We start from the raw sequence: 13542 nt of genomic DNA, 5'->3' as shown, positions 1-13542 counted from the left end.
GTAACCAACATGACAACTTCAATTGTTCAATACACACTAAGTAATGAAGCAAACGACACTATTTCTATTATTAACTACGGTGCCCGGCTTACCAGCTGGGTTACCCATGTTGATAATAAAAAACGAAATATTATACTTGGCTATTCTAATATTAATGACTATTTAAACGACACGTTTTACTTAGGCGCTGTAGCCGGCCCTTATGCAAACAGGCTAAGTAACGCCCAAATAAACATTGATGATAAAGCCTATGTACTTAATAAAAACGAAGGCGTAAACCAACTTCACGGCGGCCAAAAAGCATTAAGCGACTTATTTTGGCAGCTCGATTATCATCAAAAAAATGCATTAAGTTTAAGTATTACCCTGCCTGATGGTTACAACGGCTACCCCGGTAAAACTATATTTAACGTGCTGTATACCTTTACCACTAACAGTAAAAACCAAAGTAATCTTGATATTAAATTTACGATTACCAGTAATAAAAAAACCATTGCAGGGCCAACAGCGCACCCATATTTTAATTTAAATGGCATTACTAACAGCGCACAAGGGCATACATTAAAACTGGCCGCCGCGCATTATACCCCCGTAGATACAAACTCCATTCCCACAGGTTTAATAGCCCCTGTAGCAAATACAACTTTTGACTACACAAATGCGCGGGTGCTTAATAAAACCGATAAACTCGATCATAACTTTGTAACCGAGCAAGTACTTAATCTGCAAGCCAATAAGCAACACGCGACGCTTACAAGCGCCGATGAAAAACTCATGCTGAGTGTGCTTTCTAACTACCCTGCCATTCAGGTGTATACAGGGCAGCATTTAAAAAGCCCGTTTAACCAATTTGACGGTATTTGCCTAGAGCCGCAATTTTGCCCCGACAGCCCTAATAACCCACACTTCCCATTTAGCTATTTAACACCACAAGTGCCTTTGCAAACGCATATTAGTTACTGCTTAACTAAAACCAATAAAAAATAGCTATTTTATAAACCAAAAAAGGATCGCTATTAAGCGATCCTTTACGGGAGATTAAATGTTTAGTGCGATTATAAATCGCTTACAAAGCTTTTAAGTTTTAACTCACGGTCAATTAATAATGGGTAATCGGTGCGCCCTTGCATTGGCCAATCGTTGCGCCAAGTGCGTGCATCGCTTATGCCCCAAAAAGTAACACGGCTTACTTTATCGTCATGTTTTTTAAGTATGTCAAACACGGCTTTGTAGCGCTCGCCTAACTGGGTATTTACTTCACTCGGTAAACCATCTGGGTATGGGTTAAATCGCTCTTGCAGCGCAATATCTAACGAAATATCAGCCCCTTGTTCTTCACCCTCAGGGAATGGTAATACCGAAATATCAAGCTCGGTTATCATCACATCAATACCCGTTGCAGCGTATGCCACAATAGAGTCTTCCATTAACGAAAGCTCTGGGTTATCAAGCGAATAATGCGCTTGCATACCAATACCATCTATTTCAATGCCTTTGCTTTGTAAATTTTTAATAAGCGCAATTGCACCGGCTCTTTTTTCTGGCTTATATAAGTTGTAATCGTTGTAGTATAGCTTGGCATTAGGCGCTGCCTGCTTAGCGTATTTAAACGCATATTCTATAAAGTCGTCACCAATAATGGTGCTCCATTTAGATTCACGCAGTGTGCCGTCTTCGTTAAGTGCTTCGTTTACCACGTCCCATGCAAAAATGCGGTTTTGATAACGCCCTGCAACAGCATTAATATGGTTTTGCATGCGCTTAAGTAATGCATCGCGGGTTAGCGGCTCGCCTTGTTCGTCTTCAAAAACCCAGTCAGGAGTTTGCGAATGCCACACTAATGTATGCCCAACTAATTCTTGGTTGTTCTCTTGTGCGTACTGAACTAACGCATCAGCGGCTTCAAAATCATAGGTTTCTAGCTCTGGGTGTATACGCTCCCACTTCATTGAGTTTTCTGGCGTAAAGGTATTAAATTGCGCTTTAGCTACGTTTAAATCTTCAGGCAAAGCCCCTAATATTTGGTCACGGCTAATCGCTGTACCAATTTTAAAGTGGCCTTTAAATTGCGCTTTTAGCGTTAATTGCTCCGGCGCTTTTAATGTTGGTTTACTTTGCTCTGCTGAGCCATTACAGCCAAGTGCAAGGCTCGACATTCCTAATAAAATAGTAATCGTAAATTTATTTTTATGCATGATGTACCTGTTGTGTGTTTTTTAGTGTGCAACGTAAACTTAACACCATATAGTCTTTTTGACAACAACGTTTTATTAAAATAGACTGAACAAAAATAACACTTTTAAGTAGCACGAAAATTAGCAAGGACACACATGAAAAATATAACAACCACCTTATCATTAATAGCAGTAGCCATCTTTGCATTAACTGTAAACGCAGCTGATAAACCCACTCAACTTACATCAGCTATTGTGAGTCAAAAAGACGCGCACATTACTCATTACGAAGGCGGCGATTTTCATACCTACTTTCATGGCGATACACCACTCACCAAAGGCGCTATTACGGGCGTTGCGGTTATTAAACCTAATAACGAAATACACCCCGCCCACCAGCATCCCGATGAAGAATACTTAATGATTTTAGAGGGGTCAGGTACCTGGACGCTTAATGGCAAAAGCCAGCCTGCTCATACTGGAGATATCTTATTTGCAGCCCCTAACGACGTACACGGCATTTATAATAACGGCGATGTGCCGCTTAAGTTTGTGGTAGTAAGATATCGAACTAAGTAGGTTTTAGTGGCTTTTTTAGGGAAGTAATTTAAATACGTTTTTCACATATATGTAATTGCTATATCTGATAGTTTTTAAATTGCTCCCACACGGCCTCACCTACAGGTCCCAACACTTCTCCCCTTTTCTTAATAATGTAATATTTTAGAGGCGTTATATTTTGCACATCACTAAGTGACAGCATTTTCAGAGTATTATTTGCAATACCTTCATCAGCTAAATAACCTGGTAATTTGCCCCAACCCATTGCACTTTCGATAAGCATTTTTTTAGTTGGAAAGTCATTTACATACCATCGTCGCTGACCTTGCTGTACACCCCACTCTATGTTTTTTGAACCAGTGCCTGAGTCCTGCACAATTATTTGGTATTCGTTCAACAAATCAGTGGCTTGCCTAAGGTTTGGATTTCGCTTTAACAACAAAGGGGAAGCTACATTGATTAATGAGCCGCTATTTAACAAATGCTTTTCAATTTTCTCTTCTTGTGCAGAAAATTCCATTGTTGGTGTTATACACAGTTCGGCACCGCCATCAAGTAAGGCTTCAATTGCACCTGTTATGTACTCTTGCATGATTATTATTTGAGTTTCAGGGAACTGATTTTGCATATTTTTTAGTAATGGTAAAATACCTTTTAAATTAAATGATGCTTCAATTGCAATCGTTATACTTACCTCGTTTCCCTGTGCTATGTGGTGTGCAACTTGTTTAAGTTGTGCTGCATCATCTAGCAATTTCATAGCCTTATGAAACATAGTTTTTCCTGCACTGGTAAGCTCTAACCGATAACCATTACGACTAAATAAGGCAAAGTTAAGGGTATTTTCTAGTTGCTTAATACCTTGACTTATAGCTGGTTGAGTTTTGTGTAAAAGAGCACTTGCTTCACTCAATGATCCAACCTGAGCAACAGTAACAAACATACTAAGCTGTTCTAATTTCATAATTTACGCCAAACATGTAAAGCTAAAGTTTATATCTTATAAAAAAACATTCAATATTAATTAATAAGAACTGTGATTATTCTAACGTCAAAAGCTAAGCATCTGCTTAAATCACTCTTATTAAAGCTGGGAATAACATGAGCACAAAAGTAAAAAGAATTTTTATGTATACATCACTAGGATTAACAACACTTGCCTTTATAGCTGCAGGCTCTGCAAAACTAGTAGGAGTTGAGCAAATGCACTTATCTTTTGCACTCATGGGTTTACCTGCTTGGTTTGGCTATTTTATTGGTGCAAGTGAACTTGCAGGTGCTATTGCTATTTGGATAAAAAAACTAAGCATTTTAGCTGCAAGTGGTTTGTTAGTTATTATGGCTGGTGCAACATTTTTTCATGTAGTTTACGACAGTGTTGCCAATGCAATACCTGCCGTTATTTTATGTGCTTTTTTAATTAATATCATAATTAACCGAGTCAATGATATAAACGCCTTGGATAGTAAGTAACCTAGAGCTATTTTCAATACAATGAATAACGATATATTCGCTTCTATCGTTATTCAAACCCTCATTTACAAAATGACAAATGCTTTCGCATCTCTAATTTAGGATAAAGATAACAAACTCGATCTCTAAACAAACAAAGGCTAAGGTTGTTTTATTCATTAAATTTTAATTTTGAGTTCATACCCTGTATTTAATAATTAAATAGACGACGTACTAAAGTTTATTACTTGGGCTTTTAATATGCCTAATTAACTAAGGTGTAAAATATGAAAAAAACATTTTTAGGCATTTTCTCGATTACAGTAATAACTTACTTACTGAGCGGCTGCACAACATCAAATAACGGTAATATTACAAAATTGAGTGAAGATAAAATAAGTACTAGATTAAATAAATTACCTTCCTCGCTAACCTCTAGTGATTTGTTCAATACCACTGTTGTTGAACCCACTCAGCTATTTGATAATCTTTATTTTGTAGGATATATCAGCGTAGGCACTTTTGTTATCACTACAACTGAGGGCATTATTTTAATCGATACCATGTGGACCCCGCACGATGCCAAACATGTGATTGTTCCTGGACTGAGAGAGTTAGGCTTAAATCCTGAAGATATTAAATACGTAATAGTTACTCACGGCCACAGCGACCATTATGGTGGCGCTCACTACTTTGAATCACATTATGGCGCTAAAATTTTAATGAGAAAAAATGAGTGGGACTACATCCATAATCCAAATGCACCTGTATTAACTGATCCTTTCGGTAATTTTTCTACCGAAATACCATTACCTAGCACTTACACCCAAGTTATCGATGGTGAAAAAATAAATTTAGGTAAAACTAATTTAACTGTACTTGCTACACCAGGGCATACGCCTGGTGGGTTGTCTTTGATAATACCTGTTACAGATAATGGCATACCTCATACAGTTGCACTTTGGGGAGGTACCGGTTTACCGGATACTAAAGAAGCAAATCAAACTTATTTGCACTCTTTAAATTATTTTCAAAAAATTGCAAACAAAAACGATGTTGATGGAAGTATCTCAAACCACCCGTTTTCACATGATCTAATTAATCAAATTAATACATTAAAAAATCGTAAATCTGATCAACAAAACCCCGTGGTAACCGGTAATAAGGCATTTAATGAGTACATAGACGATGTATTACGAAATAACGTTCAAAAGAAACTTTCGTCATTTGAGTCAAACTAATATAGCTTTTCACGCACCGGCGTTATCGTGCTAATTTATTTATACCGACGGTATATGTCGCTTTAAAGCGATACCCATTACTAATATAAAAGCATAGTGCACTTCTTTTTATGAAAGCCCTCAAAAAATAGTCTGTATAAAAATACAGACTATCAAATGTGGGGTTAATTACTGTTAGTTTGGTTTATTGTTCTACCAAAGTGACCGATACGTCGTCTACATAAAAATCAGCAGTCAGTTCGTTTGACTCCACATAAAGTAAAGCGGCGCTTTCCTCGGTTGTAATTGAATGGGTATAAGTGCCCGAAAGCTGTACCCAATCGCCTGCAACTACGTTTGTAACAGTGGTTAGCTCGAGGTATTCAGTGCTCGCATGCTCAATTTGCAGTGTGAGCTTAACTCCAGGCGATACCGCGGTGCTATCGTCAGATAACTTAACCCACGCAGATACATTATAGGTTTTACCTGCTGTAAATAAGCCTTTTACATCTTTTTGTAACCCATTCCACGTTTCAGTTCGCCCTTGTACTAAAGCGCTATTATTACCACTGTGAGCTTGGGTTGTTTCAAGTGAAATAGTAGCACTGCCTCGTGATTGCCATGAATCAAGCCCTGCTTCAAAGTCACCATTAGTTAGCAACTCAGCTGAAGGCTCTGGCTCTGCTACTTCAATTAGCTCTTGCAGCGCATCGGCAACACCTTGCAAAGCCGGTTTTGGTGTATAGTCATTAAAGAATAACAGTGGCCATTCAGTTGTCGGTTCTGGCCAAGTTTGTAACCAACTATCACCATCAATTACACCCCAAATAGTAATACCACCGCGCTGATCTTCAGGTACCGTTTCTAGGTAGGTTTTAACAATATCGTAATAGTACTGCTTTTGTTCATCCGCTCTTTCACTTGTTAAGTAAGTTAGAGGAATGCCGCCTTCGTTGTTCATACGAACATCTAGCTCGGTAATTTTCACTTTTATTTTAGGGCGAATATCGACCACTTTTTGAAGGTGTGCCTGAATGGTTGAAATGTCAGGGCTGTTAAGTGAAATATGAGATTGAAACCCTATGCCATCAATAGGCACGCCATTGTTGTGAAAATCGTTAACCATAGATATAACGGCATCTAATTTGTCGGCGTTCCAAATCAGGTTGTAATCGTTGTAGTATAAGTCGGCATCGGGGTCGGCTGCTCTTGCTGCTTTATAGGCTAACGGTAAAAATTCTGCACCTATGTTTTCAAACCACACAGATTCGTCGGCACTGTCACTTGTGGTTTTTTCACCACGGTATTTACCGTTTTCCATAAACGCTTCGTTAACTACATCCCAGCTAACTACGGTATCGTTATCGCCTTCTTCTTCAAAATGAGTGGCAACTTGAGTGATGTGATTTTCCATCATGGTTATCCACGCGGCTTTATCACCTTGAAAACTTTGCATCCAAGGCGCAATTTGAGAGTGCCAAACCAAAACATGACCATGTACAGTAAGTGAGTTGTCTTTGGCGTAGTTAACTAGCTCATCAGAATCATCGTAAAAGAATTCACCTTGGGTTGGTTGTAAATAGGTAGGCTTCATAATGTTTTCAGCAGAGAGTTGATTAAAATGTTTTTCAATAATCGTTTTAATCTCTGGTCTGTCTATTATGCTGTTACCAAATCCACCCGCTGGCACAGCCACGCCAATATTAAAATTAGGTGCTAATGCTTTTAAACTTTGTGCTGTCACTTCGCTGTATTGAACATCAGGTATTTCTTCTGCTGGTACATCTTCTAAAACGATGCCCGAAAACTCATCAATAAATAGTGGTTTCTCGATGTTTTCTTCTTTAGAAAAATGTATAGCTAATCTGATCAGTGAATCCGTTTCAGCGGTAGCGGCTGTTAATGTTATTTTTTGCCACTCTCCAGTGAGTGTTTCTTTTACTAAGCTTAGCTGGCCGTATTCTGGGGCTGGAGTCTGTATCCAAAAATCTGCACTGGTGCCCTCTTCACCTTTTGCCCAAACACTAAACTCATAATTTTTACCACCCGTGACAGGTATATCCTCGTAGGCTATTTCAATGCCCCATGGATTATCGCCCAGCGTATTAACAACCACTTCAACTGCTTTTGTGCCTTTGTAAGTATTCACCCCTTCTTCTGACTCAATAATGTTTATTGTGGAGGACGCAGTAGGCTCTTGATCGGGTCTAAAAACCCAGTTTCCTGTTGCTGTGGTTTCTCCCGCGGCATCATCTTCAAAACCGCCATTCGTTATTTTAGCGGCTTCTGGCGCTTCGACCTCAGGGGTATCGGGGACTACAACTTCCACAACCACAGGCACCTCGGGGTCTTTATTATTATCTCCGCATGCGACAATCAGTGACATCAAGGCCACTAATCCAGTGGTTTGAATAAAAAATTTCTTCATTTTTAATCCTTAAGTTTGAGTAATAAATGCATTTTTTAAGAATATGAACGATGGAAAAATCTCGCCTTTTATTCAATTTGACCACTAGGTAAATAAGTCAAATAATTATACATTTACTTTTATTTTTTTAATTACTATTGAATTATTTACGCTTCATTAAAGATAATACAAAGCAATAATTACAATAACTTACACTTAGATTAAAATTAAATTATTACTGCTTTATTGTGTGTGTAAATACAGTGTTATTAATTTAACTAAAAACCAACATAGTTATAGTCCAATTAACAATAACGATCAAGTGCAATATTTACTCTATTCGGTAACAAACGCTGAAATATGTTTAGGGTACCTTTTTGTTTTAATACCAATCCGCTTAATTAAGTGATCTATTTTGAGGATGGAAAAACGTGTTGATAGCTAGGCAAAAAAATTGCTATTCAATTGTTTTACATGAGAATTTTTTAACGCTGATAGCGACACTTTTAGCCCCTCAAAATGATTAAGTATTATTGCGGATTGGTATAAGCTAGAGGCGACAACAAAAAAAGCCGAGCATTTAAAAATACTCGGCTTTACACTTCACACATCGACTTGTTTACTGAGCTACGTCAGAAATTGTTTTTATAATTGGTTTAGGGGTTAAATTGCGGTTCCATAATAATGGGTAGTTTGTTCTGTTTGGGATTGGGTAATCGTTTTTCCACGACATACCATCGTGTAATCCCCAAAAGGTTACGCGGTCTATTTTATCGCGTTTTGCGTAAAACAGTTCAAACAAGGCTTTATAACGAGCGTTTAATTGCGCCTCTACGTCGCTTGGCAAGCCATTTTTGTATGGGTCGAGGTAAGTTTCAAACTCTTCTAGCTGAAACTGCGGTTTCATCATATCGGTGCCGGTAATCTGCCCTTCTTTTGTTAAAGGCAGCACGTCTATATCAAGCTCGGTGATCATCACTTTTATACCCAGCGCGGCGTAGGCGTCAATGGCTTGTTCAATATATTGCATTTTAGGAAAGTTAAGCCCCCAGTGCGCTTGTATGCCAATGCCATCGATTCGAATACCTTCTTTTTGCAGCATTTTGATCATACGTATAATGCCGTCTCTTTTTTCTGGTCGCCATGCATTAAAGTCATTGTAGTAAAGCTCGGTATTAGGTGAATACTGCTGGGCGTATTTAAATGCGGCTTTTACCATGGTATCGCCATCACCTACGCGGTTAACCCACACAGTTGGGCGATAAGAGCCGTCATCAGCAATTACTTCGTTAACTACGTCCCATGCATCTACTTTGTTTTTATAGCGTCCTGCTACCAGCTCTATGTGTTTGCGCATTTGCTCAAGCTGCTCTGCTGGGGTATTTGGCTCATTTTTACTATTTGTAAAAAACCAGTCAGGTGTTTGGTTATGCCACACTAAGGTGTGGGCTACGGTAAACATGTTATTTTGCTTGGCAAAATCTATAAACGCATCTGCACCACTAAAATCGACCTTACCTTGCTGTGGGTAAATTACTTCTGCTTTCATGGCGTTTTCTAGGGTGACTGTATTAAATTGCTTAGCAATAATTGACTGCGCGGCTGCGTTTTTGCCTGTCACTATATCTTGATTTACAGCAACCCCCATTTTAAATGAGTCTGCAAAGGTGTTTTTAAGGGCTGGGTCTTGTGCAGCGTTTACACTTAATGATCCTGCAAGTAAAAGCAGGCTGAGTGTGTGTTTTTTATGCATGTGTGTGCTCCGTTGAATCGTTATTATTTTCGATAAATATCATACAACGAAAAAAATAAATGATATAGTCGAAATGACCATTAATTATAAATTAAACAAACCTGAGTAAACGTCTATGCTAAAAACACACAAAAAAACGCTAAGCTTAGTTATATTAATGCTCTGTATAAATAAAACAGCGCTGGCACAACAACTTCAAAACCCAGCTTTGTTAAACGCTGTAAACAGCCAAAGCAATGAGCAATCACCGCTAATAAAGGGCGTAATACCCACACTTGTTAGTGACGATTTTTTGTTTTTAGAAGGCCCAACGTGGTCAAGCCAAGACAATGCGTTTTATTTTTCAGAAATGAACTTTGCAAGCCTGCAAGCACTAGGCCCCGACTCCACCATTTATAAATTGCAATTGCCTAATACCATCACCACTTATTTAAAACACAGTGGTACAAATGGCCTGTATGCAACAAGCGGCAACCTTTATAACCTTAACCACAATACGCAGTCGCTTTCTAAAATTAATATAAAAAGCAAGACCAATACCGTAATAGTCAATAAGTTTGATGGGTTAAGCTTTAGCTCGCCAAACGATATGACTATGCACAGAAATGGCGATATTTACTTTACAGATCCTAATTGGCAACTAGGCGAACGCACTCAGCAAATACCTTATACCGGTGTGTATAAGTTAAGTAATATGGGCGTACTTAGTTTAATTGACGCTACGCTTGAAAAGCCCAACGGTGTTGCACTATCCCCAGATCAGCATACCCTTTATGTTGGCGACTTTAGCAACCGCGTCAGCAAATACACTATTGATGAAAACGGTGATATTTTACCGCGCGAAGACTTTATTAAAGTAACCTCACCCGATGGTATAAAAGTAGACTCTGCTGGCAATATTTATATAAGCAGCCATAGCAAAGGCGTTATTAATATTTACACGCCACGCGGCTCACTTATCGATAAAATTGAACTTGGCCCTAATGTAACTAACCTTGCGTTTGGTGGTAAAAATCGCAAAACGTTATTAATAACCACCGCTAAGGGCTTGTTTACGCTTGATGTAAAAGTAGCGGGTTTGGCTAATTAGCTAAATTAGTTAAGCAACGTATTAAAGAGAAAGTTAAGCTCACTCGTTAAGTATAAAAACCGGTGTAACTTAGTTACACCGGTTTTTTATTATCTAAGTTTTTGCTACTTAGGTAGCGTTATTTTAATTAAACGTGTTGTTATAAAACTTAAAATTACCCGATACATGCAGCATAGCTAACATATATAACGAACCATTATAGTAACGGTAGTCACCCGTTGGTTGCGATAAAGACCAAAATTCGTTAAAAAACTCAGTTGCTTGCCCAGCGTTTGTTGAAGCAAGTAACGCTACTGCATTCGCGGCTTTTTGACCTTCGCCCGCACAGCCTCTGTTTTGCGCTCCACCGTACGAATACACTTGCTCGTAACAGTTATTGCTGTTGTTAGTTTTTGCATAACTTAAAAAGCCCAGTGCTTTATTTACTGCGCTTTTATGCCACGCTTGAGCACCCATTAAATGCGCGTCTAAACCCACATTCATAATTACGCGCCATGCATCAAATTCATACCATTGACCTGGGTTTGCTTGGCCGTTAAAAATGTAGCCAATAACAGGGCTGCCATCTAAGCGCGATAAAAATGTAGGTAAGTTCCAATGCGGGCTACCACTTACTTTTGTAAAATGGTTTTTAAGTAAGGTTCTACTTTTTGTGGCGACTTGTCGCCAGTAAGTTTTGTCTGCTTGGTTAGTTACGTTATTTGCAAAGTAGTCATAAAACGCAGGTATGTGATAAGAAGGGTCTGTTAGGTTATCAATGTAAGGTGAAAAGCGAATTATTTGGTTTTCCATCAACTTACTTTTAATCGTGTTTAACATGGTAATGGCATCGTTGTAGTAGTTAAACTCACCCGAATTGCCCCAACGAGCGGAGGCATTAAGTAGTGCAAAAGCAAAGTACTCTTCGCCATCGGGAGCGGGGCCTTCATCTACTTTATAAACAAAGCCGTTTTGATTAAGCTTTAGTTTCCACGCGTAAACGCCTTGTTTTTTAGCATCAGGGTGGTTGTCTGGATTTTTTTGATACGCTTTTGCAAAGCGCCATAGGTTATCAAACTCTTGCTGTTTGTTTAGCATGACAGCGGCGGTCATTCCCCACGACTGCCCTTCTGTTCTTATATCGTCGCCCTCGTCTGGGTTAATTGCTTTTATATAGTGTGCTTTATAAACACCGTTTTCGGTGTACGGGTAATAAAGTTGTTGAGTGTTGTTATAGCCAAACATATTGTCAAAAGTACTATTCACCTTTTGTTGTATGTTTGTTTTACCCATTTCCTGTGCAAGGTTACGGTAAGTACCCGAGCTATCAGCACCAACACTCGGGGGATTTACGTTAAAAGCTGCATAAGAGTGGCTAGATGCAAGCACTAACAACATAGCCGTAGATTTTAAAATTACGTTCATATTTATCCTCTTTTTGTGAATTATATCAGCGTGCAAAACCAATATAGTCTTTTAGACTATTTGATCAAGATATTTTCACATTTATTTTACTTTCGATAAAACTTAAATTTTTACTTAATCAATTAAAATGTCGCAATTTAATAAAATATGCACCCAGTAAATACCATATCAATGACGCATTCATTTCGTACCTAGATAATATGAACTCGAAAGAAAGGTATGTAAGATTTTGCTTAGTATTAGCAATAAAGCAGTGTAAAAACATAAAAATAAAATAAGATGTGCTGGTATACTCTTTTTATTCTTAAGAGGTATTATTTAGTATGGTTACAATCAAGCAAGTGGCTGCCCGTGCTGGCGTTTCATTTAAGACAGTCTCTCGTGTGGTTAACAACGATCCGAGTGTTAAAAGTGTAAACCGTGAAAAAGTGCTAAATGCGATAAAAGAATTAAACTATCGCCCAAATCGAGCAGCAAGCCTAACACGCCGAAAAAAAACAAATATATACGCCATTATTGCTGATGAGCTGCTTAACGTACCCTACACTTTTGATATTATTCGGGGCGCTCAAGAAGTTGCCTGGAAAAAGAACAAAGAACTGCTAATCCTCAACATCAATGAAACAAAAGCAAGCATAGATAGGGCTATAGTAAGTCTATTAGAGAATAGGGTTGAAGGTGTTATTTATTCAGCAATGTGCCACCGTGCAGTTCAATTACCCGATGAATTAAAAAAAATCCCGACTATATTGGCTAATTGCTTTCCAATAAATGGGGATTTTCCGTGTGTTGTACCTGATGAAGTACAAGCCGGGGAAGAAATTACCACAGCACTAATCAATAAAGGCTATCGCCGAATTGCATTTCTAAATTTAAATGAAGATATAATTGCTGCAAAAGGCCGAAAGCAAGGTGTTATTAATGCATTTACGCGCCACGGCTTACCTTTAAGCAATTTACTTATTGAATCGGTTATCATTAAGCAAGATGACGGAATTGAACGCTCTATATCTCGAGAGTCTGCTGCTAAAATTATCGATAGCTTTAAACCCGATGCTATTATTTGTGGGCAAGACCCAATGGCTATGGAAATTTACTTTGTGGCGCATGAAAAAAACATGGTAATAGGCGATGATATAGGTATAGCTAGCTTTGATAATTGGGGCAGTATACCTGAATTATTACAACCAAATTTAACCACTATGGCTTTACCGCACCTACAAATGGGTCGCTGGGCTATGGAATACCTTATAGACCTTAGAGTCGACTTAGTTCATCAACATTTGCCATTTAAATTAATAAAACGAGATTCCTTTTAGGGCGTGTTGATCTTTGTGGATTGCAATTTGTTCAATCTAGGGGCGATTTAATCGCGGCGCGAGGTTTGTAACCTAGTGGGCTAAGTAAAAACCGAGCAAAGCTTCCGCGTCCTGCTCACGCCCCTTACCTACATCCATGTAGGCAACAAAGAGTTAATCGTC

The 13542-nt window shown here is 38.5% G+C and carries 11 protein-coding genes; 6 read left to right on the top strand and 5 right to left on the bottom strand.

What is annotated here, in order from left to right:
* Window positions 1-9 precede the first annotated feature (9 nt).
* A complete protein-coding gene (locus I6E69_RS06800) occupies window positions 10-987 on the top strand; it encodes an aldose epimerase family protein (protein WP_197120892.1) in 978 nt (325 codons plus the stop codon).
* Window positions 988-1055: 68 nt separating this feature from the next.
* On the opposite strand, the gene I6E69_RS06795 is transcribed toward I6E69_RS06800, so the two are convergent.
* On the bottom strand, window positions 1056-2195 hold the full coding sequence (locus tag I6E69_RS06795) for an endo-1,4-beta-xylanase (protein WP_197120891.1): 1140 nt from the start codon (window positions 2193-2195) through the stop codon (window positions 1056-1058).
* Window positions 2196-2330: 135 nt separating this feature from the next.
* On the opposite strand from I6E69_RS06795, the gene I6E69_RS06790 reads away from it, so the two are divergent.
* Window positions 2331-2753, top strand: coding sequence for a cupin domain-containing protein (locus I6E69_RS06790; protein ID WP_197120890.1), 423 nt, complete (start codon window positions 2331-2333; stop codon window positions 2751-2753).
* A gap of 58 nt (window positions 2754-2811) precedes the next feature.
* On the opposite strand, the gene I6E69_RS06785 is transcribed toward I6E69_RS06790, so the two are convergent.
* Entirely contained in the window at window positions 2812-3699 is an 888-nt protein-coding gene (locus I6E69_RS06785; RefSeq protein WP_197120889.1) for a LysR family transcriptional regulator, read from the bottom strand.
* Between the two features lie 164 nt (window positions 3700-3863).
* Here I6E69_RS06785 and I6E69_RS06780 point away from each other — a divergent pair, with 164 nt between their 5' ends.
* Window positions 3864-4208, top strand: coding sequence for a DoxX family protein (locus I6E69_RS06780; protein WP_002962591.1), 345 nt, complete (start codon window positions 3864-3866; stop codon window positions 4206-4208).
* 266 nt (window positions 4209-4474) lie between these two features.
* Window positions 4475-5428 carry an MBL fold metallo-hydrolase gene (locus I6E69_RS06775; RefSeq protein ID WP_197120888.1) on the top strand — a complete coding sequence of 318 codons (954 nt, stop codon included), beginning with the start codon at window positions 4475-4477 and terminating at the stop codon, window positions 5426-5428.
* Window positions 5429-5612: 184 nt separating this feature from the next.
* Here I6E69_RS06775 and I6E69_RS06770 read toward each other — a convergent pair whose 3' ends face one another.
* Together I6E69_RS06770 and I6E69_RS06765 are read right to left on the bottom strand one after the other, a co-directional pair.
* Window positions 5613-7835, bottom strand: a complete 2223-nt coding sequence (locus I6E69_RS06770) for an endo-1,4-beta-xylanase (RefSeq protein ID WP_197120887.1) — start codon at window positions 7833-7835, stop codon at window positions 5613-5615.
* Window positions 7836-8433: 598 nt separating this feature from the next.
* Window positions 8434-9567, bottom strand: a complete 1134-nt coding sequence (locus I6E69_RS06765) for an endo-1,4-beta-xylanase (protein WP_197120886.1) — start codon at window positions 9565-9567, stop codon at window positions 8434-8436.
* Between the two features lie 115 nt (window positions 9568-9682).
* Here I6E69_RS06765 and I6E69_RS06760 point away from each other — a divergent pair, with 115 nt between their 5' ends.
* Window positions 9683-10657: an SMP-30/gluconolactonase/LRE family protein gene (locus tag I6E69_RS06760; protein WP_197120885.1), complete on the top strand. Its 975-nt coding sequence runs from the start codon at window positions 9683-9685 to the stop codon at window positions 10655-10657.
* Window positions 10658-10780: 123 nt separating this feature from the next.
* Here the strand turns inward: I6E69_RS06760 and I6E69_RS06755 are convergent, their stop codons facing one another.
* On the bottom strand, window positions 10781-12061 hold the full coding sequence (locus I6E69_RS06755) for a glycosyl hydrolase family 8 (protein ID WP_197120884.1): 1281 nt from the start codon (window positions 12059-12061) through the stop codon (window positions 10781-10783).
* A gap of 323 nt (window positions 12062-12384) precedes the next feature.
* Here I6E69_RS06755 and I6E69_RS06750 point away from each other — a divergent pair, with 323 nt between their 5' ends.
* Window positions 12385-13380, top strand: coding sequence for a LacI family DNA-binding transcriptional regulator (locus I6E69_RS06750; RefSeq protein ID WP_149602521.1), 996 nt, complete (start codon window positions 12385-12387; stop codon window positions 13378-13380).
* Window positions 13381-13542: the final 162 nt, after the last annotated feature.

The organism is Pseudoalteromonas sp. NZS100 (assembly GCF_015864815.1).
GTDB classification, from domain to species: Bacteria; Pseudomonadota; Gammaproteobacteria; order Enterobacterales; family Alteromonadaceae; genus Pseudoalteromonas; species Pseudoalteromonas distincta.
Note: the sequence above shows the minus strand (reverse complement) of the source record. Positions and strands in the feature narration are given on the sequence as shown.